General features: G+C 67.9%; 26 protein-coding genes. 16 read left to right on the top strand and 10 right to left on the bottom strand.

Features of this window, described 5'->3' with window-relative positions; translation table 11 throughout:
• Window positions 1–85: 85 nt before the first annotated feature.
• Window positions 86–1,135 (top strand): adenosine deaminase, encoded by a 1,050-nt coding sequence (locus GWK50_RS14630; protein ID WP_162017102.1) that lies wholly within the window; start codon window positions 86–88, stop codon window positions 1,133–1,135.
• 13 nt (window positions 1,136–1,148) lie between these two features.
• Here the strand turns inward: GWK50_RS14630 and GWK50_RS14625 are convergent, their stop codons facing one another.
• Both GWK50_RS14625 and GWK50_RS14620 read right to left on the bottom strand, forming a co-directional pair.
• On the bottom strand, window positions 1,149–1,598 hold the full coding sequence (locus GWK50_RS14625) for an HIT family protein (protein WP_162017101.1): 450 nt from the start codon (window positions 1,596–1,598) through the stop codon (window positions 1,149–1,151).
• Between the two features lie 34 nt (window positions 1,599–1,632).
• Window positions 1,633–2,304 carry a TetR/AcrR family transcriptional regulator gene (locus tag GWK50_RS14620; RefSeq protein WP_162017100.1) on the bottom strand — a complete coding sequence of 224 codons (672 nt, stop codon included), beginning with the start codon at window positions 2,302–2,304 and terminating at the stop codon, window positions 1,633–1,635.
• Window positions 2,305–2,429: 125 nt separating this feature from the next.
• Here GWK50_RS14620 and GWK50_RS14615 point away from each other — a divergent pair, with 125 nt between their 5' ends.
• The 10 genes from GWK50_RS14615 to lpdA all read left to right on the top strand — a co-directional run bounded on the left by GWK50_RS14615 (window position 2,430) and on the right by lpdA (window position 13,122).
• Window positions 2,430–2,873, top strand: coding sequence for a DUF2147 domain-containing protein (locus GWK50_RS14615; protein WP_162017099.1), 444 nt, complete (start codon window positions 2,430–2,432; stop codon window positions 2,871–2,873).
• Complete coding sequence (locus GWK50_RS14610) at window positions 2,870–3,754, top strand: TorF family putative porin (RefSeq protein WP_162017098.1); 885 nt, start codon at window positions 2,870–2,872, stop codon at window positions 3,752–3,754. The genes GWK50_RS14615 and GWK50_RS14610 overlap by 4 nt, the downstream gene beginning before the upstream one ends.
• A 56-nt stretch (window positions 3,755–3,810) precedes the next feature.
• A complete protein-coding gene (locus GWK50_RS14605) occupies window positions 3,811–4,113 on the top strand; it encodes a c-type cytochrome (RefSeq protein WP_162017097.1) in 303 nt (100 codons plus the stop codon).
• A 23-nt stretch (window positions 4,114–4,136) separates the two neighbouring features.
• Window positions 4,137–5,519 (top strand): D-arabinono-1,4-lactone oxidase, encoded by a 1,383-nt coding sequence (locus tag GWK50_RS14600; protein WP_162017096.1) that lies wholly within the window; start codon window positions 4,137–4,139, stop codon window positions 5,517–5,519.
• Entirely contained in the window at window positions 5,516–6,781 is a 1,266-nt protein-coding gene (locus GWK50_RS14595; protein WP_162017095.1) for an alanine racemase, read from the top strand. Before GWK50_RS14600 ends, GWK50_RS14595 begins: the two co-directional genes overlap by 4 nt.
• A gap of 100 nt (window positions 6,782–6,881) precedes the next feature.
• Window positions 6,882–7,970, top strand: coding sequence for a BMP family ABC transporter substrate-binding protein (locus tag GWK50_RS14590; RefSeq protein WP_162017094.1), 1,089 nt, complete (start codon window positions 6,882–6,884; stop codon window positions 7,968–7,970).
• 164 nt (window positions 7,971–8,134) lie between these two features.
• Entirely contained in the window at window positions 8,135–9,370 is a 1,236-nt protein-coding gene (locus GWK50_RS14585; RefSeq protein ID WP_162017093.1) for a 3-methyl-2-oxobutanoate dehydrogenase (2-methylpropanoyl-transferring) subunit alpha, read from the top strand.
• A gap of 3 nt (window positions 9,371–9,373) precedes the next feature.
• Complete coding sequence (locus GWK50_RS14580; protein WP_242455392.1) at window positions 9,374–10,426, top strand: alpha-ketoacid dehydrogenase subunit beta; 1,053 nt, start codon at window positions 9,374–9,376, stop codon at window positions 10,424–10,426.
• Window position 10,427: 1 nt separating this feature from the next.
• Window positions 10,428–11,711 (top strand): dihydrolipoamide acetyltransferase family protein, encoded by a 1,284-nt coding sequence (locus GWK50_RS14575; protein WP_162017092.1) that lies wholly within the window; start codon window positions 10,428–10,430, stop codon window positions 11,709–11,711.
• 16 nt (window positions 11,712–11,727) lie between these two features.
• Window positions 11,728–13,122: a dihydrolipoyl dehydrogenase gene (lpdA, locus tag GWK50_RS14570; RefSeq protein ID WP_162017091.1), complete on the top strand. Its 1,395-nt coding sequence runs from the start codon at window positions 11,728–11,730 to the stop codon at window positions 13,120–13,122.
• A gap of 47 nt (window positions 13,123–13,169) precedes the next feature.
• Here lpdA and GWK50_RS14565 read toward each other — a convergent pair whose 3' ends face one another.
• Entirely contained in the window at window positions 13,170–14,132 is a 963-nt protein-coding gene (locus GWK50_RS14565; RefSeq protein WP_162016091.1) for an IS110 family transposase, read from the bottom strand.
• Window positions 14,133–14,539: 407 nt separating this feature from the next.
• Here GWK50_RS14565 and guaD point away from each other — a divergent pair, with 407 nt between their 5' ends.
• Both guaD and dcd read left to right on the top strand, forming a co-directional pair.
• Window positions 14,540–15,838 carry a guanine deaminase gene (guaD, locus tag GWK50_RS14560; RefSeq protein WP_162017090.1) on the top strand — a complete coding sequence of 433 codons (1,299 nt, stop codon included), beginning with the start codon at window positions 14,540–14,542 and terminating at the stop codon, window positions 15,836–15,838.
• Window positions 15,839–15,892: 54 nt separating this feature from the next.
• Entirely contained in the window at window positions 15,893–16,465 is a 573-nt protein-coding gene (dcd, locus tag GWK50_RS14555) for a dCTP deaminase (protein WP_119965610.1), read from the top strand.
• 9 nt (window positions 16,466–16,474) lie between these two features.
• Here the strand turns inward: dcd and pcp are convergent, their stop codons facing one another.
• Window positions 16,475–17,128: a pyroglutamyl-peptidase I gene (pcp, locus tag GWK50_RS14550; protein WP_162017089.1), complete on the bottom strand. Its 654-nt coding sequence runs from the start codon at window positions 17,126–17,128 to the stop codon at window positions 16,475–16,477.
• Between the two features lie 73 nt (window positions 17,129–17,201).
• Between pcp and GWK50_RS14545 the strand changes: the two genes are divergently transcribed.
• A complete protein-coding gene (locus tag GWK50_RS14545; RefSeq protein ID WP_162017088.1) occupies window positions 17,202–18,074 on the top strand; it encodes a neutral zinc metallopeptidase in 873 nt (290 codons plus the stop codon).
• Between the two features lie 25 nt (window positions 18,075–18,099).
• On the top strand, window positions 18,100–20,268 hold the full coding sequence (locus tag GWK50_RS14540; protein ID WP_162017087.1) for a SulP family inorganic anion transporter: 2,169 nt from the start codon (window positions 18,100–18,102) through the stop codon (window positions 20,266–20,268).
• A 113-nt stretch (window positions 20,269–20,381) separates the two neighbouring features.
• Here the strand turns inward: GWK50_RS14540 and grxD are convergent, their stop codons facing one another.
• The 4 genes from grxD to hemA form a co-directional block, all read right to left on the bottom strand.
• Window positions 20,382–20,705: a Grx4 family monothiol glutaredoxin gene (gene grxD / locus GWK50_RS14535; RefSeq protein ID WP_162017086.1), complete on the bottom strand. Its 324-nt coding sequence runs from the start codon at window positions 20,703–20,705 to the stop codon at window positions 20,382–20,384.
• 64 nt (window positions 20,706–20,769) lie between these two features.
• Window positions 20,770–21,636: a peptide chain release factor N(5)-glutamine methyltransferase gene (gene prmC, locus GWK50_RS14530; protein WP_197905022.1), complete on the bottom strand. Its 867-nt coding sequence runs from the start codon at window positions 21,634–21,636 to the stop codon at window positions 20,770–20,772.
• Window positions 21,637–21,659: 23 nt separating this feature from the next.
• On the bottom strand, window positions 21,660–22,745 hold the full coding sequence (gene prfA / locus GWK50_RS14525; protein WP_162017085.1) for a peptide chain release factor 1: 1,086 nt from the start codon (window positions 22,743–22,745) through the stop codon (window positions 21,660–21,662).
• Between the two features lie 99 nt (window positions 22,746–22,844).
• The gene (gene hemA / locus GWK50_RS14520) at window positions 22,845–24,146 is read right to left on the bottom strand and encodes a glutamyl-tRNA reductase (protein ID WP_162017084.1); all 1,302 of its coding nucleotides are present in this window, start codon (window positions 24,144–24,146) and stop codon (window positions 22,845–22,847) included.
• 75 nt (window positions 24,147–24,221) lie between these two features.
• Here hemA and GWK50_RS14515 point away from each other — a divergent pair, with 75 nt between their 5' ends.
• Window positions 24,222–24,500, top strand: coding sequence for a hypothetical protein (locus GWK50_RS14515; RefSeq protein WP_162017083.1), 279 nt, complete (start codon window positions 24,222–24,224; stop codon window positions 24,498–24,500).
• Window positions 24,501–24,648: 148 nt separating this feature from the next.
• Here GWK50_RS14515 and GWK50_RS14510 read toward each other — a convergent pair whose 3' ends face one another.
• Both GWK50_RS14510 and ugpQ read right to left on the bottom strand, forming a co-directional pair.
• On the bottom strand, window positions 24,649–25,758 hold the full coding sequence (locus GWK50_RS14510) for a DUF1513 domain-containing protein (protein ID WP_162017082.1): 1,110 nt from the start codon (window positions 25,756–25,758) through the stop codon (window positions 24,649–24,651).
• Between the two features lie 118 nt (window positions 25,759–25,876).
• Window positions 25,877–26,614 (bottom strand): glycerophosphodiester phosphodiesterase, encoded by a 738-nt coding sequence (gene ugpQ / locus GWK50_RS14505; protein ID WP_242455391.1) that lies wholly within the window; start codon window positions 26,612–26,614, stop codon window positions 25,877–25,879.
• Window positions 26,615–26,621: the final 7 nt, after the last annotated feature.

The raw sequence follows: 26,621 nt of genomic DNA, 5'->3' as shown, positions 1-26,621 counted from the left end.
AGGGCCGCCTCAGTGCGGCCCTTTGCGTTGGGCGCGCAGCGGTGCATGATGTACCCCAGACATTCCATCCCCCACGAGGTCTGCCATGTTCAAGATTCCCCCCATCGCCCCCGAGCGCCTGCCCGCGCTGCTGCGCGCCATTCCCAAGGCGGAGTTGCACATCCATATCGAAGGCTCGCTGGAGCCTGAGCTGATCTTTGCCCTGGCGCAGCGCAATGGGTTGTCTCTGCCGTACCCCAGCGTGGAGGCCTTGCGCAGCGCCTATGCCTTCACCAACCTGCAGAGCTTTCTGGACATTTACTACGCCGGTGCCAGTGTGCTGCTGCACGAGCAGGACTTTTACGACATGGCCCGGGCCTACCTCGCGCGTGCCGCTGCCGACAACGTGGTGCATGCCGAGATCTTTTTCGACCCGCAGACGCACACGGCACGCGGTGTACCCATCGAGACCGTCATCAACGGCCTGCACCGTGCCTGCGAGGACGCGCGCACCCTGCTGGGCATCAGCGCCAGCCTGATCCTGTGCTTTCTGCGCCACCTCAGCGAGGAAGAGGCCTTTGCCACGCTGGACCAGGCGCTGCCGCTGCAGGACAAGTTCATCGGTGTGGGGCTGGACAGCAGTGAGCTGGGCCACCCGCCCGAGAAATTTGAGCGTGTATTTGCCCGTTGCCGCGAACTGGGCCTGCACCTGGTGGCCCATGCGGGCGAGGAGGGGCCGCCCGCCTATATCTGGAGCGCGCTCGACGTGCTCAAGGTCGAGCGCATCGACCATGGTGTGCAGGCCTTCCAGGACAGCGCGCTCATGCAGCGCCTGGCGCAGGATCGCGTGCCGCTCACGGTGTGCCCGCTGTCGAATCAGAAGCTGTGCGTGTTTCCGGATCTCAAGAACCACAACCTGCGCCAGTTGCTGGACGTCGGGCTGTGCGCCACCGTCAACTCGGATGATCCGGCTTACTTTGGCGGCTATATCAACGACAACTTCACCCAGGTCTTCGCCGCCACCGGCATGACGGCGCGCCATGCCTACCAACTGGCCAGCAACAGCTTCGAGGCCAGCTTTGCCAGCGAGGCCGACAAGCGCATCTGGCAGCACAAGCTCAAGGAGTGCTTCGAGCGCTTTGTCGAGTACGACTGAGCGTTACCACTACTCAGGGCGTGGGCGCAATGGCCGCTGCCAGCCGATCTGCGTAATCTTTCAGCACGGTTGCGTCGGGGTTCTTGCGCGGCCAGGTGAAGGTGATGCCGTCCTGTGCGTGGCGCGGCACCACATGCATGTGGAAGTGGAACACGGTTTGGTCGCCCTCGCGGCCATTGGCCTGCAGCAGTGTGATGCCGGGCGGGTCGAACACCTCGCGGATGGCACTGGCCACGCGCTGCGCCGTCTGCATGACGGCGGCGGCCTCTTGCGGCGTGATGTCCAGCAGCGTGGTGGCGTGGCGTTTGGTGGCCACGAGCACATGGCCGGGGGTGACCTGGCCGATGTCCATGAAGGCGATGGTCAGCGTGTCTTCGTACACCCGTGCGGAAGGAATCTCTCCCGCCACCAAGCGGCAGAAGAGGCATTGGTCGGGGGGCGAGGTATCGACAAACATCGGCATGGGAGGCTCCTGGATGGCGTCAGGGGGGGATCTCTCAGTGTAGGGTGGGGTCGGCTGCGGATTGTCGCAATGCCTTCATGTGGCTGGCCACCATGGCCGCCACAAGTTGCGCCACGGCGGGACCAGGCAGGTCTTCGTCAAACAGCATTTCCACGGCAGCGTAGAGCAGTTCCACAGCCGTGCGACTGACCAGATAGAGCTGCTCCTGTGGGGCGTGGGGCAGGGCCTGGGCGAGCAGGGCGGTTTGCTGGGTTGTGATTGTCTGGTGCGAATTCAGGCGCACCTGCGCCAACGTCGGGACGGCACGCAAAGCGCGCATAACCCATACGCCGCCAGGGAATGCGCGGGTGACGTCGTAGGTATCCAGGATCAGCCCCGCCAGCGCTGCCTCCAGCGTCTCGGGTGGGCCTGAAAGCACCTCAGGGGTCATCCAAACCGCCACGCGCTCGTTTTGTTGCTGCATCAGCCTTTGCCCCAATTCGTACAGCACGGCGTATTTGTTGGGGAAGTATTGGTACAGCGCCGGGGGGGTCAGGCCTGCCTTGCTGCAGATCAGATTGGTGGACAGGCGCTCGATCCCCACTTCTGCCAGCAAGGCCGCAGCCACCTCCAGGATGCGCTCATAGGTCTCGGCGCCGCGCTGTTGCGCGGGTTGCTTCTTGGCGGTCAGTGCAGGGGCCTGGGGCTTTTTCCGGGTGGGGGGCATGGTTTTGGGGTGGGGTGGCTCAGGGATTATCCTCATCCTCATAAATATAGTCATCACTATAAGATAGCAATCGCTATGGTTGACCATGGCGCGAGGGATTGCATACAACAACGGAGGAGACAGCAATGCGAGCAACTTGGTGGAGTGCCGTGCTTGCCAGCGTCTGTGTAGTGCCTGCGGCGGCTGTGGAGCCGGCAGACGTGCACGGTCTGTGGCTGACGGCGCAAGAGGATGCAGTGATAGCGTTCGGCCCGTGCGAAGACCGGGTGCAGGCCCTGTGTGCGCAGGTGGTGTGGGACAAGGATGCCGGTACGCCCAAGGACACCTGTGGCGTGAAGGTGGCGCGGTTGGAGCGATTCGCTTCCGATGCCTGGCGCGACGGCTGGGCATTTGATCCGCGCGACGGCAAGAAGTACAAGGCCACGGTGCGGATCCAGGAGGGTGCGCTCTTGCTGCGCGCCTTTGTGGGTGTGGAGGTGTTGGGCCAGACCGAGAGGCTGAGCCGGATTGCCAAACTGCCTGAGCAGCCGGTCTGCCAGCCCGTCCAACGTACAGGAGCCGCATCATGAATTTTCGTGTTCTTCTCGGGTTTGTCGTGTCCATGTTGGTGGTGCCTTTGCAGGCTATGGCCCAGTCCGCACCCGATGACATCAGCAGCCATGCCATTGATGTGGAGCTTCGGGCCGTGACGGATCAGCGCACGCGCGGCATATCGGATTCGCTGCTGCGGCCAGGGGCCAAGCTCAGCATCCAGGCGGCCCATGAAAGCGGTCTGATCGGGCTGGTGGAGGCCGCCACGGTGAGCAAGAAGCAGTTCCAGGGAAGCAACGGCCTGGCGCTGACCGTGGCGGGGGGCTACCGCTTTGGCGACCCGGACGCCTGGCATTTTGGTGTCGGCATGGCGGCCGAGGTGTTGCCGGGGGCACGTTTCGATGCGCCCCATGGCTTTGATGTGGAAACCTTCTCTCCCACCACCGTGCGCAGCACGCGCTATGACACCGCCTTTGCGGTGTTCGAATGGGGCTATGGCGCGCTGGAGGGACGGGTGATGCGCGTCATGTCCAAGAACTACCGGGGCATCAGCACCGGAGGGGTGTGCGGCACCCTGTTGTCCCTGTCCGCAGACCCAACGCGGGCGCTCGATTGCTATGCCCGTGGCGACCATGGTGCGCGCGGCAGCTGGCTGTTCGATCTGGACTACAAAATTCCGCTGGATGGACTCACCACCTTGGTGTTGCATGTGGGCCATCAGCGGATCGCGCATTTTTCTGAAGCCAACTACACCGACTACCGCATCGGCCTGACACACCGCCGTTGGGGCTTTGAATGGGGCATCGATTGGATCGACACCCATGTCAAGGAACGCACGCTGTTCCAGACGCCGGACGGCGACCGCCTGCGCGACACCGCCCGTGGGCGCCTGGTGCTGTCGGTGGCACGCAGGTTCTGAGCATGGCGCAGGAACGACCAAGAACGGCCTTGCAGTGGCGGTGGTGGGCGCTCGCCATGCCTGTCCTGGTGGGGGCATGCAGCGGGAGCAGCGAATGGGACGGCCTGCCACCGCCCGACCTGCGGCAGATGGGGCTGTACCAGCGCAGCTGCGTGCACTGCCACGAGGTGCCCGGTTCCGGCGCGCCGCAGCGTGGTGACCGTGCGGCCTGGTCGGCGCTGGAGCGCCAGGGCCTCGATGCCTTGGTGCGCAGTGTGCGCGAGGGCAAGGGGGCCATGCCCAGCAGGGGCTGGTGCCCTGAGTGTTCCGACGCAGATTTCAGCGCATTGATCACCCACATGCGAAAGGCGCAACCATGAGTCGGCGGCAATTTCTTCAATCCATGACAGCAAGCGGCATGGCGCTGGCCCTGCGCCCGGTCGCTGCGTCGGCGCCGCAGCCTGGCGCCATACCGCCCGTGCCGACCGCCGCTGCTGTACCCGCTGCCTGGCGCAACTGGTCCGGCATTGCGCAGTGCCAGCCTGCCGCATGGGCCGTCCCGCGCAGTGAGGAGGAACTGGTAACCCTGCTGCGCCAATCCCCTGCGCCCTTGCGTGCGGTCGGGGCGGGGCACTCGTTCACGGCGCTGGTGCCCACCGAGGGCACGCTGCTGTCCATCGATGCGCTGTCCGGTCTGAGTGCCCATGCAGCGCAGCCTGCCCCCACGGCCACGCTGCAGGCAGGCACGCGTTTGGCCACGGTGTCCCGCCTGCTCGATGGCGTGGGCCTGGCCTTGCGCAATGCGCCCGACATTGACGCGCAGACCCTCGCAGGAGCGTTGGCCACCGCTACCCACGGCACCGGTGCGGATCTACCCGCCCTGCACGCCGATGTGCAGTCGCTGCGGCTGGTGGCGCCCACGGGCCAGATCCTGAGCTGCAGCGCCCAGGACAATGCCGAGGTGTTCCACGCGGCCCGCGTGTCCCTGGGGGCGCTGGGCGTGGTCACCGAGATGACGCTGCGCGTGCGCCCGCGCCATGTGCTGCAGCGCCGCGTATGGCTGATGCCGGTGGACAGCCTGTTGCGCGACCTGGATACGCTGGCCCGCAAACACCGCCAGTTCGAGTGCTACCTGCTGCCGCACACCGGCTATGGCGCCGTCATCGTGCACGACGAACACCCCGGCCCGCCGCAGCCGGTGCCGCATGTCTCCGCTGACGAGGACGTGCTGCGTGACCTGCGCCGCCTGCGCGACTGGCTGGGCTACGCGCCATCGTTGCGCCGCTGGGTGGCGCAACGCTTGATCGATCCCGCGCAGACGGAGCAGCGCACCGACTGGTCGTACCGGCTTCTGTCCACCCAGCGCCCCACGCGCTTCAACGAGACCGAGGGGCATGTGCCGCGTGCCAACGGCCCGGCCTGTTTGCGTGCGGTGCTGGACTACCTGGAGCAGCGCAACGACGTGTACTTTCCGGTGGAATTTCGCTACGTGGCGCAGGACGACGCGTGGCTTTCGCCCTTCTACGAGCGCGACAGCTGCTCCATCGCTGTGCATGCAGCGCACGACGAACCGTGGGACTACCTCGTCAAGGACGTGGGGGCCCTCTTTCGCCGCCATGGCGCCCGCCCGCACTGGGGCAAGCTGCACGACCGCAGCGCCCAGGAGTTGCGCACGCTGTACCCCCGCTGGAACGACTTCGACCGCGTGCGCCGCCACCTGGACCCCCAGGGGCGCATGCTCAACGCCTACCTGCGTCCGTGGTTTGAGAGGAGCAATGCATCATGATCCGTCGCCGAATGCTCTGGACGGCCGCCGCCGTGGCGGCAGGGGCCTGGTGGTTGCGTCCTGCCGATCGGGGCGGTCCACCAGACGAACGGCTGGCCGCGCTGGCGCGGGCCCTGGCCGACGTGCCGCAGCAGCCCGTGCTGGTGCTCGACCGCGCACGCTGGCGTGCCAATCTGGCACGCATCCGCCGCTTGGCCCATGCGGCACTGCCCTTGCGCGTGGTGGCCAAGTCGCTGCCCTGTGCGCCCTTGCTCGACGAGGCGCTGCGCGTCTGGAACACACAGCGCGCCATGGTCTTCAACGCCCGGCAGGCCGAGCTGGTGGCCCAGGCGCGGCCCGACGCCGACCTGCTGCTGGGCAAGCCTTTGCCTGCCAGCGCTGCGCATGGGGTGCTGCCGCGCCTGGCCCGCGCGCGCCTGGATGCGCCGCGCCAGGTGCAATGGCTGGTGGACACACCCGAGCGCCTGGCCGAGTACCGCGCCCTGGCGCGGGCCCAGGGTGTGCCTTTGGGCATCAACATCGAGATCGATGTGGGCCTGCACCGTGGCGGCGTCGAGTCCACAGAGATGCTGGCCGCCATGCTGGATCAGCTGCGCGACGAGCCGCTGTTGCTGCTGCGCGGCTTCATGGGCTACGACGCGCACCTGGCATCCATTCCCGACCTGCCGGGCAACCGCGAGCGCGCGCTCGCCCACGCCCGGGAGCGTTACGCCACCATGGTGGCTTTGGCGCGCGAGCGACTGCACACCGATGGGCGCGACTGGACGCTCAACACCGCTGGCTCGCCTACGCTGCACCTGCACGATGACCAGCACACGCCGAACGAGCTGGCCGTGGGTTCGGCAGCGGTCAAGCCTTCGCACTTCGACCTGCCTTCGCTGGCCGAGCTGGAACCGGCGCTGTTCATCGCCACGCCCATCCTCAAGGTGATGGAGCGTTTTCGGCTGCCCGTGGGCGCCGAACCGATCTCGGATGCTGTGCGCTGGTGGGACGTGAACCAGCGCCAGGGCCTGGCCATCCACGGCGGGCACTGGCTGGCCGATCCCGTGCACCCGCAGGGCGTGGCGTCCAGCGGCCTGTACGGCCCGTCGTCGAACCAACAGGTCATGGTGGCATCCCCTTCCACACCCCTGGCTGTGGGCGACTGGATGCTGTGGCGGCCCTGGCAGAGCGAGGCGGTGATGACCCAGTTCGACACCTTGTGCGTGGTGGACGATGGCAAGCTGCAGGCGCAGTGGCCGGTGATGCCTGTGAATCCCTGAGCAAAGGTTCCGTGCGCCCGAGCAGGTAAAATCCTGCGCAAAGACCGCTGTCCCGGCGGTCTTTTGTTTTTTTGTCTTCGGGACCATGTAGAGGAACACCATGTACAAAAACCTCGCTGCCGCGCTCGCGGCCGCCTGTTTTTTTTCCCCCGTTTTTTCCCAGACCAAGGCGCCTGCCGAACCCGTGAAGGCGGGCTTCGTCTATGTCTCGCCCATCACCGAGGCCGGCTGGACGCGCCAGCACGATGAGGGCCGCAAGGCCGTCGAAGCCGCGCTGGGCGCGGGCGTCAAAACCACCTTCGTCGAGAACGTGCCCGAGGGACCGGATGCCGAGCGCGTGATCCGCGACCTGGCCGCCACGGGCCACAAGATCATCTTCACGTCCAGCTTCGGCTACATGGAGCCCACGCTCAAGGTGGCGCAGGACTTCCCCGATGTGAAGTTCGAGTCCATCACCGGCTACAAGCAGGCGGCCAACGTGGCCACGGCCAATGCGCGCTACTACGAGGGCCGCTACCTCGCGGGCATCGCGGCGGGCCGCATGAGCAAGACCGGCGTGGCCGGCTACGTGGCGGGCTTCCCCATCCCCGAGGTGCTGCAGGGCATCAACGCCTTCACGCTGGGCATGCGCTCGGTGAATCCGCGGGCCACGGTGAAGGTGGTGTGGCTCAACGTCTGGTTCGACCCGCCCAAGGAGCGCGACGGCGCCATGGCGCTGTTCAACCAGGACGCCGATGTGGTCGCCTTCCACACCGGCTCCACGGCGGTGATGGCGGCGGCGCAGGAGCGCGGCAAGCTGGCCGTGGCCTACCACTCCGACATGCGCCGCGTGGGGCCGGACGCGCAGATCGTGGCGGTCACGCACCAGTGGGGCGACTACTACACGGCCCGCGTGCGCGCCGTGCAGAACGGTACCTGGAAGAGTGGCAAGGTCTGGGGTGGCGTGAAGGAGGGCATGATCCGCGTGGGCGATTTCGGCAGCAAGGTACCGCAGGCCGTGCAGCAGGAGGTGCTGGCCCGCCAGAAGGACATCGCCGCGGGCAAGCTGCACCCCTTCCAGGCCGCCCAGGCCGCCGTGCGCGACAACGAGGGGCACGAGGTGATCGCCAAGGGGCAGACGCTCAGCGACGCCCAGATCCTCGGCATGAACTGGCTGGTCGAAGGCGTGCAGGGCAAGCTCACGCGCTGACCCTGTTGCGGGTGGGTTTTACCGGACTGGCGACCCGGCACCCGCAGGCATAGAATCCACGGCTGCGCTACAGCGCAAAGAGGGGGATGCGGCGCCAACACCCCGGCGTTGCATCCCAATGCCATAACGCAAGCGCGCGACACAATCGCGTGCGGAGACCGTGGATGACATCGCACACAGCCCTGCGGCTGCATGTGCCGGAGCCTACTGGGCGCCCGGGCTGCAAGACCGACTTCTCCTATCTCAGCGTCTCGCCGGCCGGCGCAGTACGCAGACCTCCCCCCGATTCCCCCGCCTTTGATACCGCCGACCTGGCCAACAGCCTGGTGCGCGTGCTCGATGACGAGGGCCGCGCCGTCGGCCCCTGGGCACCGGCCATCCACCCCGAACGCCTGCGGCGCGGGCTGCGCGCCATGGTCAAGACGCGCATCTTCGATGCCCGCATGCTGGTGGCCCAGCGCCAGAAGAAGCTCTCGTTCTACATGCAGTGCCTGGGCGAGGAGGCCATCGCCGTGGCGCACGCGCAGGCGCTGCAAGAGGGCGACATGTGCTTCCCCACCTACCGCCAGCAGGGCCTGCTGCTCTCGCGCGACGACGTGCCCATGTCCGAGCTGATCTGCCAGCTCATGAGCAACGAGCGCGACCCGCTCAAGGGCCGCCAGCTGCCCGTGATGTACTCGTACAAGCGCGCGGGCTTCTTCTCGATCTCGGGCAATCTGGCCACCCAGGTCATCCAGGCCGTGGGCTGGGCCATGGCCTCGGCGATCAAGGGCGACACCAAGATCGCTTCCGCCTGGATCGGCGACGGCGCCACGGCCGAGTCCGACTTCCACACCGCGCTGACCTTCGCCCACGTGTACCGCGCCCCGGTGATCCTCAACGTGGTCAACAACCAGTGGGCCATCTCCACCTTCCAGGCCATCGCGGGCGGCGAGGGCACGACCTTCGCCCAGCGCGGCGTCGGCTGCGGCATCGCCTCGCTGCGCGTGGACGGCAACGATTTCCTGGCCATCTACGCCGCCTCGCAGTGGGCGGCGCAGCGCGCGCGCGCCAACAACGGCCCCACGCTGATCGAGTGGGTGACCTACCGCGCAGGCCCCCATTCCACCTCGGACGACCCCTCCAAGTACCGCCCCGCCGACGACTGGCAGCGCTTTCCCCTGGGCGACCCGATCGAACGCCTCAAGCAGCACCTGATCGCCATCGGCGAGTGGAGCGAAGAGCGCCACGCCCAGGCCCAGAAGGAGCTGGAGGCTGAGGTGATCGCCGCGCAGAAGGAGGCCGAGAGCCACGGCACGCTGCTCGACGGCCGCGTGCCCAGCGCCGCGACGATGTTCGACGATGTGTACAAGGACATGCCGGAGCATCTGCGCCGGCAGCGCCAGCAACTGGGGGTTTGAGCCATGGAAACGCAAGACAAAGACACGGCGGCCACGGCAGGGACCGTGCCGATGACCATGATCCAGGCGCTGCGCTCGGGCCTGGACGTGATGATGGAACGCGACGATGACGTCATCGTCTATGGGCAGGACGTGGGCTACTTCGGCGGCGTGTTCCGCGTTACCGAAGGCCTGCAGGCCAAGTACGGCAAGTCGCGCTGCTTCGACGCGCCGATTTCCGAGGGCGGCATCGTCGGCACCGCCGTGGGCATGGGTGCCTACGGCCTGCGCCCGGTGGTGGAAATCCAGTTCGCCGACTACTTCTACCCGGCCATGGACCAGATCGTCTCCGAGGCGGCGCGCCTGCGCCACCGCTCGGCGGGCGACTTCACCGCGCCGCTCACCATCCGCATGCCCTGCGGCGGCGGCATCTACGGCGGCCAGACGCACAGCCAAAGCCCTGAGGCCATCTTCACCCACGTCTGCGGCCTGCGCACGGTGATGCCGAGCAACCCGTACGACGCCAAGGGCCTGCTGATCGCCTCCATAGAAAACGACGACCCGGTCATCTTCCTGGAGCCCAAGCGCCTTTACAACGGCCCGTTCGACGGCCACCACGACCGCCCGGTCGTGCCCTGGTCCAAGCATGCCCTGGGCATGGTGCCCGAGGGCTACTACACGGTGCCGCTCGACAGCGCCGCCGTGTTCCGCCCCGGCAAGGCCGTCACGGTGCTGACCTACGGCACCATGGTCTGGGTGAGCGAATGCGCCGCGCGCGAGGCCGGCATCGACGCCGAGATCATCGACCTGCGCTCCATCTGGCCGCTGGACCTGGAGACCATCGTCAACTCCGTGAAGAAGACCGGCCGCTGCGTCGTGGTGCACGAGGCCACGGGCACCGGCGGCTTCGGCGCCGAACTCGCGGCGCTGGTGCAGAAGGAATGCTTCTACCACCTGGAAGCCCCCATCGAGCGCGTGACCGGCTGGGACACCCCCTACCCGCACGCCCAGGAATGGGCCTATTTCCCGGGGCCCGCGCGCGTGGGCGCGGCCCTGCAACGCGCAGTGGAGGCATGACATGGGTATTTATGTGATCCGCGTGCCCGACATTGGCGAGGGCATTGCCGAAGTGGAACTGGTGGCCTGGCACGTGCAGCCGGGCGATGTGGTGGCCGAGGACCAGCCCATCGCCGACGTGATGACGGACAAGGCCACGGTGGAAATTCCTTCGCCCGTCACCGGCAAGGTGCTGGCGCTGGGCAGTGTGTTGGGCCAGTCCATCGCCGTGGGCTCCGAGCTGGTGCGGCTGGAGGTGGAAGGTGAAGGCAATTTGAAGCCAAATGCGGCTCCATCGCCCGTCCATCAAGCGCCAGTAGCTCCTGTTTCAGTAGCATCCGAGGCGCCTCCAGCGCCCACCCCCGTTGTGGCACCTGCGGCCGCGCGGCCCACGGCGGCGCCCCGCGCCGCCGTGGTGCCGCGCACTGCGGACGAGCGCCCGCTGGCCTCGCCCGCGGTGCGCCGCCGTGCGCTGGACCTGGGCGTGGAGCTGCGCTACGTGCACGGCAGCGGCCCGGCCGGCCGCATTCTGCACGACGACCTGGACGCCTACCTGGCCGGTGGCGGCCAGGCGCCCGGGCAGGGCGCTTCGCCCTATGTGGAGCGCCATGGCGAGGAAGCTATCCCCGTCATCGGCCTGCGCCGCAAAATCGCACAGAAGATGCAGGAGGCCAAGCGCCGCATTCCGCACTTCAGCTATGTGGAAGAAGTGGACGTGACCGAGCTGGAGGCCCTGCGCCAGCAGCTCAACCGTTTGCATGGCACGACACGCGGAAAGCTCACGCTGCTGCCCTTCCTGGCGCGGGCCATGGTGCTGGCGCTGCGCGACTTCCCGCAGATCAACGCCCGCTTCGACGACGAGGCCGGTGTGGTCACGCGCCATGCGGCCGTGCACCTGGGCGTGGCCACGCAGACCGACGGCGGCCTCATGGTGCCGGTGCTGCGCCATGCCGAGGCGCTGGACCTGTGGGCCTGCGCGGCGGGCATCGCGCGCGTGGCCGAAGGCGCGCGCAGTGGCAAGGCGCCGCGCGAGGAGCTGTCGGGCTCGACCATCACCCTCACCAGCCTGGGGGCGCTGGGCGGCATCGCCAGCACGCCGGTCATCAACCACCCCGAGGTGGCCATCGTCGGCGTCAACCGCATGGTCGAGCGGCCCATGTTCCGCAACGGCCAGGTGGTGGCGCGCCAGCTCATGAACCTCTCGTCCTCGTTCGACCACCGCGTGGTCGACGGCATGGACGCGGCGCAATTCATCCAGGCCATGCGCGCGCTGCTCGAAACCCCGGCCCTGCTGTTCGTCGAGTGAAGCGGGAGGAAAACACATGAAAGAAATCACCACCAAGCTGCTGGTCATCGGCGGCGGTCCCGGCGGCTATGTGGCTGCCATCCGCGCTGGCCAGCTCGGCGTTCCCACCGTGCTGGTCGAGGGCGAGAGCCTGGGCGGCACCTGCTTGAACATCGGCTGCATTCCGTCCAAGGCGCTGATCCACGCCGCGCACGCGTTCGACGCTGCACGCCACCAGGCCCACGGCTCGCCGCTGGGCATCCGCGTGCAGGAGCCCAGCATTGACATCGCGCAGACCGTGCGCTGGAAGGACGGCATCGTCAAGCGCCTCACCGGCGGCGTGGGCGCGCTCTTGCGCAAGGCCGGCGTGCGGGTGCACAAGGGCTGGGCGCACATCGAGGACGGCAAGACCGTGACCGTGCAGCCCGCCGAAGGGGAAGCCGTGCGCGTGCGCTGCGAGCACCTGCTGCTGGCCACGGGCTCCGAGCCGGTGGAGCTTCCCATGCTGCCGTTCGGCGGTGCCGTCGTCTCGTCCACCGGTGCGCTCTCGCCGGACAGCCTGCCGCGCCGCCTCGTCGTCGTGGGCGCGGGCTACATCGGCCTGGAGCTGGGCATGGCCTACCGCAAGCTGGGCGTGGAAGTCGCCGTGGTCGAGGCCGCCGAGCGCGTGCTGCCCGGCTACGACGAGGAACTGACCCAGCCCGTGCTCGACGCGCTGGAGAAGAGCGGCGTCGTGCTGCACCTGGGCTGCAGCGTGCAGGGCTACGACGCGCAGCACGGCGTGCGCGTGCGTAGCGCGCGCGCCGACGAGTTCGCGCTGCCCGCCGACCGCGTGCTCGTGGCCGTGGGCCGCAAGCCGCGCACCACGGGCTTCGGGCTCGAATCGCTGCAGCTCGACATGGCCGGGCGTTACGTGGCGGTGGATGCGCAGTGCCGCACCTCCATGCGCAACGTCTGGGCCATTGGCGACATCACGGGCGACCCCATGCTGGCGCACCGTGCCATGGCGCAGGGCGAGGTGGTGGCCGAGGTGATCGCGGGCAAGCACCGCCGCTTCGAGCCCATGGCCATTCCGGCCGTGTGCTTCACCGACCCCGAGGTCGTGGTCGTGGGCAAGACGCCGGGCGAGGCGCGTGCTGCAGGGCTGGACTGCATCGACGCGGCCTTCCCGTTCGCCGCCAACGGCCGCGCGATGACGCTGGAAGCCACCGGCGGCTTCGTGCGCGTGGTGGCCCGGAAGGACAACCACCTGATCCTCGGCTGGCAGGCCGTGGGCCAGGGCGTGGCCGAGCTGGCGGCGGCCTTCACCCAGTCCATCGAGATGGGCGCGCGGCTGGAGGACGTGGCGGGCACCATCCACGCCCACCCCACGCTGGGCGAGGCGGTGCAGGAAGCGGCGCTGCGGGCGCTGGGGCACGCGTTGCACATTTGACGCACCCCCGGATGGAGGGGTTCCCCCCTGAGTAACCGTCTTCAAAGTCAAGCACGATGAAGCGACGGGTCCCAAGGTTTGCCGGTTCTGACCATTGCGTTGAGCGTGGTCAGCAGCTTGCGCATGCATGCCACCAAGGCGACCTTGGGCAGTTTGCCCGCAGCCCTCAAACGCTCGTAGAACGCCCGGATGACCGGGTTGTAGCGCGCTGCAGTCAGCGTGGCCATGTACAGCACACGCCGTATCTCAAAGCGCCCACCCTGCACCCTGCGTCGCCCCTTCCTGTTACCCGAGTCATTGGCCACGGGCGCCACGCCCGCCAGGGCGGCGATCTCGCGGCGGTTGAGCCTGCCCAACTCGGGCAACTGAGCAATCAGCGTTGCGCTGGCCACCGGGCCGATGCCGTTGGTCGATTGCAGCAGCCCATCGAGCTCACCGAAGTGCTCGCGCACATGGCCCACCATCTGCCTCTCCAGATCATCGAGCTGTGCCTTGATCGCTGCCACGATGGCCTCGATGCTGGGGTGCAACTTACGGGGCGTAATTTGCAGCCGCTGGCGCTCGGAATTGAGCATGGTCAGCAACTGGCGCCTGCGCGTGACCAGGGCGGCGAGCCACTGCTGGCGCTCATCGGCTACAGGGCGAAGAAAGCGTGCCAGGTCATCGCGGCGCATCAGCACCGCAGCCAACTCGGCCAGCATGCGGGCATCCACCGCATCGGTCTTGGCCAGACGGCCCATGCTCCTGGCAAAGTCGCGTGCATGGCGCGGATTGACCACCGCCACGTGCAAGCCCACGGCCTGCAGTGCGCACGCCAGAGCCGCCTCGTAACCTCCGGTGGCCTCCATCACCACCAGGCCCACATCCATGGACTGCAAGGCAGCAGCCAGCGCACAGTGGCCATCAACATCGTTGGCAAACCGCTGGAAATCGCTGTGGGTGCCCAGTACACAGACATCGACGTGTGCCTTGGCCACGTCGATACCTACCGTCACTGATAAAGCAGACATGATCTTCAACTCCCATGCTTGTACATGCGCGCTCAATGGTGGCGCGCGTAACCGTTCGGGCTCAATGAAGACCAGCGCGGTGGCCGTGCGTTCTGTACTCAGGGACGGGCTCGAACACCCCAGGCGCTACCAAACTGCACGGGCCGGTCTGGCTACCTTTACGGCAGTCAAACTTTACCGCGACGGTCTGGATGGAAGATACAAGGTGCTGCGCACCTTCCCCCCTCTCTGCTTCGCTGCGCTGCGCGGAGGGGGGACGCCACCGGTGCTGCGGGGCGGCCCTTGCACGGTGGCCCTGGTCGGGGCCTCGCCAGTGTCGTCCAGCGCTGGCGGTGCTTGCTCCACACCATACAACGGAGGGGCTTTGCCGGAGAAAAGGCGCGGCTGGCTCCGGTAAGCTTGCAGCCATGCACATTTACCGTTCTGCCCTGTTGCGTTTTTCCGAGGATGGCCAGGCCTTGTACGACGAGGATGGCCTGCTCGCCATCGGCCCCGATGCCCAGGGCCGCCAGCGTGTGCTGGCGGTAGGAGCCTGGCAGCAACTCGCGCCGCAGTTCGCGGGTCAACACGTCACCCATTGGCCGGGGCGCCTGATCGCGCCGGGCTTTGTGGACATGCATGTCCACTACCCGCAGACCGACGTGATCGGCTCGCCCGCCGAGGGCCTGCTGCCCTGGCTGGAGAACTACACCTTTCCGCACGAGAAGCGCTTTGTGGCCCAGGGCTACGCCGAGCAGGTGGCCGAGTTCTTTCTCGACGAGCTGCTGCGCAACGGCGTGACGACGGCACTGGCCTTCGCGACCTCGCACCCGCAGTCGGTCGATGCGCTGTTCGGCGAGGCGCGGCGCCGGCACCTGCGCCTGATGACGGGCAAGGTGCTGCAGGATCGCCATTCGCCCGATGGTGTGCGTGACGAGACGGAGCAAAGCCTGATCGATACCGAAGACCTCATCACGCGCTGGCATGGCGTGGACCGGCTGGGCTACGCCATCACGCCACGCTTCGCGCCCACCAGCAGCCCGGCGCAGCTGCGCGGGGCAGGGCAGCTCGCGGCGCGGTATCCGGATGTGTGGATTCAGTCCCATGTGGCCGAGAACCTCGACGAAGTGCGCTGGGCGTGCGAGCTGTATCCGCGCTCGCGCAGCTACCTCGCGGTGTACGACGATTTCGGCCTGATGCGCGAGCGCGCCGTGTATGCGCACTGCATCCATTTCGACGCGGCCGACCGCGCCCTGATGCGCGAGCGCCGCACGGCCGCCGCCGTCAGCCCCACAAGCAACCTGTTCCTGGGCAGCGGTTTCTTCGACTACCAGGCGGCCGACCGCGCGGGCTTCGCCTACGGCCTGGCCAGCGACGTGGGCGGGGGCACGAGCTTCTCGCCGTTCCGCACCATGCTGGCCGCCTACACCGTGGGGCGTGAGGGGCAGACCAAGCCGGGCCTGAGCCTGCCGCCCCAGCAGCTGTGGTGGCAGCACACGGCGGGCGCGGCGCGCGCCCTGGGCCTGGAGGGCGTGATCGGCAATCTGCAGCCGGGCTGCGAGGGCGACTTTGTGGTGCTCAACCCCCAGGCCACGCCGCTGCTGGCGCGGCGCACCGCGCAGGCGGGCAACCTGGACGAATTGCTGTTCGCCATGATCGTGCTCGGCGACGACCGTCTGGTTGAGCAGACCGTGATTTCACAGGCAAAATATGGCCCTGGCGCTTGATGTTCAAGCGCAACCAGCTATCAAAATCGTAGTACCTGGCGAGGAACCCGCACCATGAGCATCAAGAGCGACAAATGGATCCGCCGCATGGCGGCCGAGCACGGCATGATCGAGCCCTTCGAGCCCGGCCAGGTGCGCGAGGCCGAGGGCCGCAAGATCATCAGCTACGGCACCAGCAGCTACGGCTACGACATCCGCTGCGCGCCTGAATTCAAGGTCTTCACCAACATCCACAGCACGGTGGTGGACCCAAAGAACTTCGACGAAAAGAGCTTCGTCGATTTCGAGGGCGACAGTTGCATCATCCCGCCCAACAGCTTCGCGCTGGCGCGCACCGTCGAATACTTCCGCATCCCGCGCAACGTGCTCACCGTTTGTCTAGGCAAGAGCACCTACGCGCGCTGCGGCATCATCGTCAACGTCACGCCGTTCGAGCCCGAGTGGGAAGGCTATGTGACGCTGGAGTTCTCCAACACCACGCCGCTGCCCGCGCGCATCTACGCTGGCGAGGGCTGCGCCCAGGTGCTGTTCTTCGAGAGCGACAAGGACGACGTCTGCGAGGTCTCGTACAAGGACCGCGGCGGCAAGTACCAGGGCCAGCACGGCGTCACCCTGCCGCGGGCCTGACCCCGGCCGTCAGTGCAGGGCGCCCGCGCCCGCGGCGATGTCCTGCCGGTGCAGCACGGCGGCCCACAGCATGGCGTGGATGCCGCGCACCATGTCACGGAGCTGCATGCCAGGCGTTCCCTGCTCCGGCAGCCAGGGCACGTGCACGAAGCCGCCGCGCGCGAGCGGCGCCGCGCCGGTGGCCAACTGGTGCATCAATCCATAGAACACCGCATTGCACACGAAGGTGCCCGCCGTCTGCGACACCTCGCAGGGCAGCCCGGCCTGCTGCACGGCGCGCCGCAGCGCCTTGACGGGCAGGCTGGCGAAGTAGGCCGCCGGGCCGTCCGGCGCCACGGGGGCGTCCAGGGGCTGCGCGCCCTGGTTGTCGGGGATGCGGGCGTCGATGAGGTTGATGGCGACGCGCTCGACCGACAGCGTGGCGCGCCCGCCCGCCTGCCCCAGGCACAGCACCAGCGCCGGGCGGTGCAACGCCAGCAAGGCCTGCAACTGTTCCTGCGCTGCTCCGAAGACGGTGGGCAGTTGCGCCGCCACCACCGTGCGGCCGGCAATGCGCTGGCCGTGCAGTGCGCGCGCCACCAGCCAGCTCGGGTTGACGGCGTCGCCGCCGAACGGGTCGAAGCCTGTGAGCAGCAGGGGCGCGTGGGTGTGGGTCGGGGCCATGGGCACCATGGTAGCGGCCCGCGCAGGCTGCGCGGGTGGCGCGTAATATGCACAGGCATCACAGGAGCAGGCCATGAAATGGGAAGGCAACCGCGAATCGGACAACGTGGAAGACCGCCGCGGTAGCGGTGGTGGCTTTCCCATTCCGGGTGGGCGCGGCATCGGCATTGGCACCATCGTCATTGCCCTGTTGGGGGGCTGGCTGCTGGGCGTCAATCCGCTGACCCTCCTCGGGCTGCTCAGCGGTGGTGGCGTGCCGCCCGCCCAGGTGCAGCAGGCGCCTGCACAGCGCCCGCCAGCCGACGACCGGCTTGCGCGCTTCGTCTCCACCGTGCTGGCCGATACCGAGGATGTGTGGCAGGGCGTGTTCCGCCAGGCCGGCGGCAGCTACCAGGAGCCCCGGCTGGTGCTGTTCCGCGGCGCCACGCCGACGGCCTGCGGCACAGGTCAGGCGGCCATGGGGCCGTTCTATTGCCCGGCCGACCAGAAGGTGTACATCGACCTCGGCTTCTACGAAACCCTCAAGAGCCGCCTCGGCGCGCCGGGCGACTTTGCCCAGGCCTACGTGATCGCCCACGAAGTGGGCCACCATGTGCAGAACCTGCTGGGCATCAGCGCCAAGGTGGACCAGATGCGCGGCCGCGTCAGCCAGGCCGAATACAACCGCTACTCCGTGCGGCTGGAGCTGCAGGCCGACTGCTTTGCCGGCGTGTGGGCACACCATGCCCAGAACGCGCGCCAGATCCTGGAGCAGGGCGATGTCGAGGAGGCGATGAACGCCGCCGCGAAGATTGGCGACGACGCGCTGCAGCGCTCCAGCGGCGGCGCCGTGGTGCCCGAGTCGTTCACCCACGGCACCAGTGCGCAGCGCCAGCGCTGGTTCCACGCCGGCATGCAGCAGGGCAGCCTCAAGGCCTGCGACACCTTCGCGGCGCGCGCGCTCTGAAGCCACGCCGCGCAGACGGAGCCCCATGCCGGACACCCAGGTCCACCCCGAGTCCGCCACCCCGGTGCGCCGGGGTGCCCGTGCCGTGCCCGTGCCGGCCTCGGGCATGGCGGCCGCGTGGTCGGCTGCCGCTGTCACCGTGCCCCATGCAGTGGGTCTGGGGCTGCTGGCGTTTGCGCCTTTGGCGGCAGACCATTCGCTGGCAGCGCTGGCACTGTGGTCGGCAGCCCTGCCCGGTTTGTTGCTGACGCTGGCGGCACCCCGTGCAGGGGTGGTGTATGCGCCCACTACGGTGGTGGCACTGTTGTTTGCGGCGGTGCTGGCCACGGTGCATGGTGCGGCGCCTGGGTTGGGGCTGAATGCGCGCCAGGTGCTGGCGGTGACGGGTACGACAGTGGCACTCGCCTTTGTGTTCCAGTGGCTGCTGGGGGTATTGCGCCTGGCGTCGGTGGCGCGTTTTTTGCCCATTTCGGTCACACATGGCTTTGCGGCCGGGGTCGGGCTTTCCATGGTGTTGGGGCAGGTGCGCAACGGCTTTGGCAGCGGTGCATTGGGCGATGAGCGCACCGCCTGGCATGCCCTGGCAGCGCTTGGCGTGGCGGCCCTGGCCTGGTGGCTGCGCGGGCGCTGGCCGCGCATGCCGGGATTGCTCACGGCCGTGGCTGTGGTCTCTGTGGCGGTGGCCGTGGCAGGCATTTGGGGCGCAGGCCTGGGGGATGTGTTTGTTGCCGCCGTGCAGCCCAGTGCCTTTGCCGGGCCGCTGTGGCCCGACTGGGGCGGTGTGCCCTGGATGGCGGTGGCCGAGCGCCACGGACAGGCGCTGGTGCTGCTGGCCTTGCTCATGGCCTTGGTCAACAGCCTGGAGGTACTGGTGTTCCACCAGGAGCTGGAACTGGACCACGGCCTGCGTGTGGATGCCAACGCGGCCCTGCGCCGCGAGAGCTTGCTGGGCGCGCTGTGCGCGCTGGTGGGCATGATTCCCGCATCCACCAGCGCTTCACGCTCGCGCATTGTGCTGGCCCAGGCGGGGCCATCGCTTCAGGCGATGCGCTGGCACGCGGCCATCATGCTGGGGGTGGCACTGACGGGCGCCTGGTGGTTGCACTGGGTGCCCATGGCCTGCCTGGCCGGGGGGTTGGTGCTGGCCGGGTTGCTGCAGGTTCCGGGCCTGATGTGGTCAAGCCAGTACGCGCGCCAGGCGCGCTTTACCTGGGTACAGAGCTGGCTGGTGGCCCTGGTGTTTGCCGTGTTTGGCGGTGTGGTGGCGCTGGTGGCCGGGCTGGTCGTGGCCACCTTTGTGCTGTTGCACGATTCCGCCACCACGGTGCTGCGCCACGTGCGCATGGATGGTGAATTGCGCTCGCGTCGCTTGCGTCGAGCAGCGTCTGACGGATGGATTGCGCCGCGCATGAACCAGGTGGCGGTGTTCGAACTGCAAGGCGTCATGTCCTTCGGCGTGGCGGCCCATCTCGCGGAACAGGTGCGCCTGCTGCTGCAGCCCCGGCACCGCTGGGCGGTGCTGGACGCCAGCCGCGTGCCCGCCTGGGACAGCACCGCGCTGGCGCAACTGCGCGCCCTGGTGCGCGACCTGCAGCAGCAGGGCATTGCTGTGGCGGTGGCCTCACTCGATGGGATCGCGGCGGCCCAGGTAGGCAGTGCGGTGCGCAGCTTTGCCGACCTGGACCGCGCGCTGGAATGGGCCGAGGCGGCCATCCTGGCGCAGCGCCCACAACACCTGCGTGTGCGCCATTCCGACAGCGACCCGCTCGGAGAGATCGGCGAGGGCCTGCAGGCACAGGCGCGCCAGGCGCTGGAAGCGGTGCTGCGCCCGCAGCTGGTGCCCGGCCACAGCATCGTGTTTGCGGCGGGCGATACCGACCGCGATCTGCTGATCGTGCAGTCCGGCCACATCACCCTGGTGACCCACTGGCCGGCTGCCAGTGGCCTGCGCCTGGCCACGGTGGGGCCGGGCATGGCGTTCGGGGAGATGGCCTTTCTCAGCGGCGCGCCACGCACCGCCTGCGCGGGCACCGAGCACGGCAAGGCGCGCCTGGTGCGCCTGGCCCGAGCCGATTTCGACGCCTGGGCGCAGCAGCACCCGCAAGCCGCCCTCACCGTGATGAACAATCTGGCCCAGATCGGCACCCGCCGCCTGGCCGCCACCACGCGGCAGTTGCGCGCGGTGTTGGAGTAGCGATGCGTCGCGACAGGCGGTGCGTAGGCCATATCGCAGCACATACCCCAATAAAAAACCGCCCCAGAGGGCGGTTGTGCGCAGGCGCGCTGAAAGGGGTTGGGGCCTGGCCTTCAGCCCTCGGTACCCAGGAGCTTCTTCAGCTCGCCCGATTCGTACATCTCCATCATGATGTCCGAGCCGCCGATGAACTCGCCCTTGATATAGAGCTGGGGGATGGTGGGCCACTGGCTGTAGTCCTTGATGCCTTGGCGGATTTCGTCGTCGTCCAGCACATTGACGGTGGCGATGGCCTTGGGATCCACGCCACAGGCCTTGAGCACCTGGACGGCGCGGCCGGAAAAGCCGCACATGGGGAAGCTGGCGGTGCCCTTCATGAAGAGCAGGATGTCGTTGGATTTGACGAGTTCGTCGATGCGTTGGCGGATGTCGCTCATGGGGGGCTCCAAAAGGGTGGGGCGTGTGCGCCCGAGGGGTGGTTAAAAGGTGGATTTGGCGTGATTATTTCACTGTCGGCCTTTGCCCGCCGGAGCATCGCGCGATGCCGGCGAGGTCTTTGCGGGTTTGCACGGCCTGCAGGCCCGCAGCCTGCAGCAGCGCGCACACGGTCGGGGCCTGGTCGTGGCCATGCTCCAGCAGCAGCCAGCCGCCCGGCACCATGTGTGCGGGGGCCTGGGCAATGATGGTGCGGATGTCGTCCAGACCATCGGCACCACTGGCCAGCGCCTGCAGTGGTTCATGCTGCAGGGCCGCCAGGTGCGGGTCGGCCGTGGGGATGTAGGGCGGGTTGGACACGATGGCGTCGAACACGCCCTCCAGCCCCTCCATCCAATGCCCGCGGCGGAACTGCACCGGCAGGCCCAGGCGCTGGGCGTTGGCCTGGGCCACGGTGAGCGCGTCCTGGCTGGCGTCCACCGCCAGCACACGGGCATCGGGCCGTTCTTTTTGCAGGGCCAGCGCGATGGCGCCGCTGCCCGTGCCCAGGTCCAGCACGCGCGGGGCGGCGACGGGGGCCAGGACTTCCAGTGCCCAGTCCACCAGGGTTTCGGTGTCGGGGCGGGGGTCGAGCACGCGGGCATCCACCCGCAGCTCCAGTCCGTAGAAGGCCTTGGTGCCCGTGAGGTAGGCCACGGGTTCGCCATCCAGGCGGCGGCTGCACAGGGCCTCGAAGCGCTGCTGTGCTGCGGGGGGCAGCGGGTCGCTGTCGTGCGTGATGAGCCAGGCGCGTTCGTCCGTGGGGCGGCCCAGCGTGTGCAGCAGCAGCATTTGGGCGTCGATGCGCGCAAGCCCTTGCTGCAGGGCCTGTGCCAGCGCCGACTGTACGGTGATATTTGCTATCGAATGAATAGCTGATTGCGCTTTATCCATGGGCGTTGGGTGCCGATTTGGCATCAAACCGTGCTTTGTTCTAATTCGGCCAGTTGCTCGGCCTCGCGGGCGTGGCGCAAGGCTTGCAACACCTCGTCCAGGTCGCCTTCCATGATGGTGAGCAGTTTGTACAGCGTGAGGTTGATGCGGTGGTCCGTCAGCCGCCCCTGCGGGAAGTTGTAGGTGCGGATGCGGTCGCTGCGGTCGCCGCTGCCGATCAGGCCTTTGCGCTCGGCGGCCTCCTTGGCGGCACGCTCGCTGCGCTCCTTTTCCTGGATGCGCGCCTGCAGCACCTGCAGCGCCTTGGCCTTGTTGCTGTGCTGGCTGCGCCCGTCCTGGCACTCGGCCACGATGCCGGTGGGCAGGTGCACCACGCGCACGGCGGAATCGGTCTTGTTGATGTGCTGGCCGCCCGCGCCGCTGGCGCGGAAGGTGTCGATGCGCAGGTCGGCCGGGTTGAGCTTGATGGCTTCCTGCTCATCGGGCTCCGGCATCACGGCCACGGTGCAGGCGCTGGTGTGGATGCGACCCTGCGTTTCGGTGGCGGGCACGCGCTGCACGCGGTGGCCGCCCGATTCAAAGCGCAGCGCGCCGTACACGTCGTCCCCGATCATGCGCAGCACGATTTCCTTGTAGCCACCCAGCTCCGACGGGCTCTCGCTCACCACCTCGACCTTCCAGCCCACGTTGGCGGCGTAGCGGGTGTACATGCGCGCCAGGTCGCCCGCGAACAGGGCGGATTCGTCGCCACCCGTGCCGGCGCGGATTTCGAGGAAAGCGTTGCGCGCGTCGTCGGGGTCCTTGGGCAGCAGCAGTCGCTGGAGTTCGTCTTCGAGCTGCGTCAGCTCGGCCTCGCAGCCGGCGATCTCCTCCTGCGCCATCTCGGCCATGTCGGGGTCGGTGAGCATGTCACGTGCACCGGCCAGGTCGGCCTCGCGTTGCAGGTAGCGCGCATAGCGACCAGCGATCTGCGTGACCTCGGCGTGTTCCTTGGAGATGGCGCGGTACTGCACCATGTCGGCCATGATGTCCTCGCGCGAGAGCAGGAAGTCGAGTTCCTGCAGGCGCCGGGCAAAGCGCTCCAGTTGGGTGCGGAGAAAGGGTTTCATGGCGATCCGAAAAGGGGTTTGCTACTGATTTAGTAGCTGATGGCGCTTATGGATAAAGCGCTGGAGGCCTGTTGGGCCTGAAGAGCCGTGAGAGCGCCGCTACAGGCTGTTCTTGCTCTGCGAGCGCAGGAACAGGCGCGAGGCGGTGCGCGCCGTTTGTTCACGGGTTTCGGCGTCGCCCGCGCGCAGCTCGGCCAGGGTGCCGTGCAGCATCTTCTGCGCCAGGCCGCGCGAGAGCGCGTCGAGCACGGTGTCGATGTCCTCGCCCTTGGCCAGGCGCTTGCGCGCGCGGTCGAGTTCGATGGTGCGCCACACGTCGGCCTGGTCCTGGATCTGGCGGATCAGCGGCACCACGCCGTGCTCTGGGTGGCGCTGGTCCATCCAGTGCATGAAGCTCTGCACGCCCGCGTCGATGATGGCCTCGGCCTGCGCCACGGCCGCCTGGCGGTTGGCCTGGGCGGTCTGCACCACGCTGGCCAGGTCGTCCACGGTGTAGAGGTACACGTCTTCGAGCTGCTTGACCTCGGGCTCGATGTCGCGCGGCACGGCCAGATCCACCATGAACATGGGGCGGTGGCGGCGCTTCTTGAGTGCGCGCTCGACGGCGCCCAGGCCCACGATGGGCAGGGTGCTGGCGGTGCAGCTCACCACGATGTCGAATTCGTGCAGGCGCTCGGGCAGGTCGGACAGGCGCATCACCTCGCCGCCAAAGCGGGTGGCGAGCTTCTCGCCGCGCTCGAGCGTGCGGTTGGCGATGGCGATCTGCTTGGGGTTGCGCGCGGCAAAGTGCGTGGCGCACAGCTCGATCATCTCGCCCGCGCCGACGAACAGCACGCGCGTGCGGCCCAGGTCTTCGAACAGCTGGCTGGCCAGGCGCACGGCGGCGGCGGCCATGCTGATGCTGTGTGCGCCGATCTCGGTGCTGGTGCGCACCTCTTTGGCCACGGCAAAGCTGCGCTGGAACAACTGGTTGAGCGTGGAGCCCAGCGCGCCCGCGCTTTCGGCGGCGCGCACGGCGTCCTTCATCTGGCCCAGGATCTGGGCCTCACCCAGCACCATGGAATCGAGCCCGCTGGCCACGCGGAAGGCGTGGCGCGCCACGGGGCCGTTTTCCAGGCTGTAGGAATGTTCGCGCAGCACCTCGGGGCTCACGCCGCCACTGTGAGCCAGCCAGCCCAGGGTGTGGTCGAGCGCGGGGCGCTCGCCTGCGCAGTAGATTTCGGTGCGGTTGCAGGTGGAGATGATGGCCGTCTCCACCGCACCGCAGGCGGCAGCATTCTGGCTCAGCGACTGGCGCAGGCCGTGCAGCGTGGGGGCGATCTGGTCCAGCGCAAACGCAAAGCGGCCGCGCAGATCAAGCGGCGCGGTCGTGTGGTTGATGCCCAGGGCCCAGACTGACATAGGCCGCGATTATAAAATTCTTGCCGCCGCGGTTCCTCTCGGACTGCACGAGTCTTGATTTACGTCATTTCCGCCATGGGTCCACTGGACACGTTCAACCACCTGCTCAACTTCGTCGCGCCCGCTGCGGTGCTGGCGTTGCTGCTCGTTCCCATGGCGCGGCTATTGATGCCGAAATCGGCCCCAGCGCTTTCCTGGTGGGCGCAAGCAGCTATCGTTTTCATAGTGGGTTGCGCGGTGTTGGTTGCCGGTTTGTGGCTGCAGGGGCGTGACGGAAAGATGAGTACCTACGCCGCACTGGTGTTGGCCAGCGCCACCTGCCAGTGGCTGCTGCGGCGTGGCTGGAGGGGTTGAGGCGCGATTTCACTGCCCAGCGGCGCATCCATCGCCATGCCAGGGCGCCCGTGGAACGGGCTTGGCCCGGCCACTGGGTGCGTCCCCCTCCCGCGAAGCGCAGCGTAGCGAGAGAGGGGGGAAGCCGCGCAGCGCGCTCAGGTGGGAGTCACCCCAACACCGCCCAATGGTTTCCTGCCGCCATGCCCGCAGGCCAGCGCAGCATATGGCCGGGCTCGGTGGCATGCCAGCGGGCCAGGCCCAGGCCGCCGCCAATGGTCACGCCCGGCGCGTCGTCCAGGGGCCACAGTCCGCAGGGGTTCTGCACCTTGCCGATGGTCAGCAGCTTGGCGGGTTCCTGGGGCTGCCACAGCACGACGCGGTTGGCAAACTGCGCCGTCAGCACGAAGCCGCCGTTGGGGCCTGCGGCCACGTCGCCCGCGTAGCCGTCGGCCACCATGTGGGTGGGGATCTTCAGTTCCTTGCCGTCCCACACCGCCAGCAGGGGGGCGTCGCGCCGCTTGGACGGGTCGTCGTGCTCGGCCTGCAGGCCGATGCCCAGGAGTTGCGGGCTGTCGGCCAAAGGGCGGTTCCAGGCGATGTGGTGCGGTGCCAGGCGCTTGTCGCGCAGGCTCCATTCGCCCAGCTTTTCGCCGTTGTTAGGGTTCAACAGCACCAGCTTGGGGTCCATCAGCTCCAGATTGCGCTTGAGGCCCTCGGGGGTGCGCGGAATGCCACCGTTGGCCACCACCAGGCGGCCTTGGGCGTCCACCAGAATCTGGTGCGGGTCGATGCCATGGGTGCGGTGCTCGGCCACTTTGCGCAGGTCTTTGGCATCGCGCACGCTGACCCAGCCCGCGCCGGTTTTGCGGTCGGTCTCGCCGGTGTAGAGCCAGCGTCCGTCGTGGCTGGCGATGACGTGCCCGTCCAGCGTACGGGTGTCGCCTTCCTCGGCCATGGTCAGGCGCTGCACCAGCTTGCCCTGCGCGTCCACCCGCACAATCCAGGTGCCGGGGCGCGTGGCCACGGCCAGGAAGCCGCCGCCTTCTTCGGGCACGATGGCGTGGGGCAGGGTGGGCAGGGTGTGGGCGAATTCGGTCTTGACCTGGCCCTGTTCCCAATCGACGCTGAGTGCTCCGATCTGATAGTCGCGCTCGTTCATGCGCCAGCCGCCGGCCACGCGCAGGCGGGTGCCGCTGGCCTGGGCATGGGCCAGCGCAGGCAGGCAGGTGGTTCCAAGGGCTGCACTAAGCTGCAGCAAGAAGTGGCGACGGTCCACGGTCATCCTTTCTGGGTCTGGATCAATCAAGGGCCGGGATATTATGACAAATGAGAGTGATTTGCGTTGATATTACTCAATGCGGTGGCAGGGGCTTGCCGGTGCGGACTCCCAGCAATCAGGCGGGCGCGAACAGATCGACGCGGTCGGTGATGATGCCGTCGGTGCCCAGGGCGATCAGGCGCTGGGCAGCCCATTCGTCGTTGACGGTGTAGCTCAGGGTGCGCATGCCCAGTGCGTTGACCTGGGCGACCAGCGCCGCGTCCCACAGTGCGTGGTTGCACACAATGGCCACGCAGCCCAGGCGGCTGGCTTCGTCCAGGCAGCCGTCCCACAGCGCATCGATGAGCAAGGCGCGCGGAATGTGCGCTGCCGTGGCTTGCGCGCCTGCCAGCGCCTCGGGCTTGAAGGACGAGAACAGCGGCGGCACTGCCTGGCCTTGCCACAGGCGCGCGGCGGTCTCGCCCACCACGCGGCCGGTGCGTTCTTCATGGCCCGGTGTGGGCTTGATCTCGATGTTCAAGAAGCAGCCGTTGGCGATGCAAAAGCGGGCCAGTGCCTCCAGCGTCGGCACGGCCTCGCCCGCATAGGCACGGGAATGCCAGCGGCCCGCATCCAGCTGGGCCAGTGCGCCCAGGGGCAGGTCGCCGGCTGTGCCCTGGCCATTGGTGGTGCGCTCCAGGGTCGCGTCGTGCAACAAAAAAGGCACGCCGTCGGCGCTGAGTTTGGCATCGCACTCGAACATGCGGTAGCCGTGCTGCGCTCCCAGGCGGAAGGCGGCCAGGGTGTTCTCGGGGGCGAGCTTGCCTGCGCCGCGGTGGGCAATCCAGCGGGGGTAGGGCCAGGGCGTGGTCATGGGCGCG

It is taken from the genome of Acidovorax sp. 210-6 (assembly GCF_010020825.1).
Taxonomy (GTDB): domain Bacteria; phylum Pseudomonadota; class Gammaproteobacteria; order Burkholderiales; family Burkholderiaceae_C; genus Simplicispira; species Simplicispira sedimenti.
The sequence above is the reverse complement of the archived record's forward strand: the minus strand, read 5'-3'. Positions and strand labels throughout refer to the sequence as shown.